Below are 1477 nucleotides of genomic sequence, written 5' to 3'. Positions count from 1 at the left end.
CGGGCGACACCTCGCCGTGGGCGCTGCTGTTGCTGCTGCGGGCCACCGGCGTCACGCCGGAAACCGCCACCCTGTTCCCCAACCCGTTCCTGCCGGATGCCGAGACCGGGGCGCTGCGCCGCTGGCGCCGCCTGTTCGCCGGGTGCGTGCCCGTGGCACTGCCCGATGCGTTGCCCGATGCGCATCATGACGCGTTGCCCGACGCGCATCATGACGCGGGGGACGGTGCGCACGAAGTCGCGCCCCATCATCCCAGCCTGGGCGTGGGTGCCATCCTGCACCCCGCAGAGCCGGACCTGCCCGCCTTTTTCGCCCAGATACCCGGCTGGGTGCGCGAAGTGGCCGTGGTGTGGGATGGCGCGCCGCCCGCTTTCGACCCGGTCCCATTGTGCCCGGTGCCGCTGCACCAGGCGGTGCGCCCGCTGGGGGGCGACTTTTCCGCCCAGCGCAACGCCATGCTGGGGCTGTTGTCCACGGAATGGTGCCTGTACCTCGACGCCGACGAGCGGCTGTCGCCCCGCACCTGGGCGTTGCTGCCCCGCCTGATGGCCGTGCCCGGCACCGGGGCCTGGCTGCTGCCCCGCGCCACCGCCTACCCCGACGCGGATCACCTGCGCGTAGGCTACGGCCTGTGGCCCGACGTGCAGTTGCGGCTGTTCCGCCTCATGCCGGGGGTGTGCTTCCGGGGTGCGGTGCACGAACGGGTGGTGGGGGTACACGGCCACACCTGCCTGCTGGCCGATGCCTGGATCGACCATCTGAGCTGGACCGCCAAGGACCGGGACGCGCTGACCGAGCGCCTGCGGGTGTTCAATGCGGCAGGCACCGGGCAGGCAGCGCCGTCTCCGCCGGGCGGGCTGCACCGGCTGAGCAAGGAATATCCGGCCCTGCCCCGGCGCCTGTTCGCCCATGCCGGGCTGGTCTCCGCCGATAACGGGCAGACAGCCGGCAGCAGCGCGCAACACCACGTTCCGGAGGCAGGCCCGCACCGCCGCCATCTGGCCCTGCGCCTGCCCCTGTCCCCATGAGCGCGGCCCCCGGCCACGGCCTGTGAACCGGCGAAAAACCAACGGCAACCCGCCGCGCAGCCCCGTGCGGTACGGCACGGAACCGTACGGGACGGGGCCCAACTTGATTTGCGCTGCCCAATGCCCTACACTGTGCATATGCAAGGAAGCAAAGGATTTCCCATGATTATACGCTGCCCGGAATGCCAGTTCGAACGAAGCATCGACAGCAGCAAGATTCCGTCCTCGGCCGCCATCGCCACCTGTCCCAAGTGCCGTCACCGGTTTCGTTTTCGTGCCCTGGCATCCGATGAAACCCCGGACGTATCCCCCGCCGGACACGCCGCGCAGGCCCCGCAGGCTGGAGACATGACCGTTCGCCGCGCGCCGGATGATGCGGCGCCCGGCGCCCTGCCCCATGCCGGCCCCGCCATGGGGCAGGACGAGGACGACGAGCTTCCCGCCGCGTT

At 71.0% G+C, this 1477-nt stretch carries 2 protein-coding genes; both read left to right on the top strand.

Going from position 1 to position 1477, the window contains the following annotated elements; all coding sequences use genetic code 11:
• Positions 1–1028 (top strand): glycosyltransferase family protein (locus tag FVW20_RS15065; protein WP_196610244.1); only part of this gene is annotated, 1028 nt, incomplete at its 5' end.
• Between the two features lie 162 nt (positions 1029–1190).
• A partial coding sequence (locus FVW20_RS19810) for a zinc-ribbon domain-containing protein (protein ID WP_231039144.1) occupies positions 1191–1477 on the top strand: 287 nt, incomplete at its 3' end.

Source organism: Nitratidesulfovibrio oxamicus (assembly GCF_015731765.1).
Taxonomy (GTDB): Bacteria; Desulfobacterota; Desulfovibrionia; order Desulfovibrionales; family Desulfovibrionaceae; genus Cupidesulfovibrio; species Cupidesulfovibrio oxamicus.
Note: the sequence above shows the minus strand (reverse complement) of the source record. Positions and strands in the feature narration are given on the sequence as shown.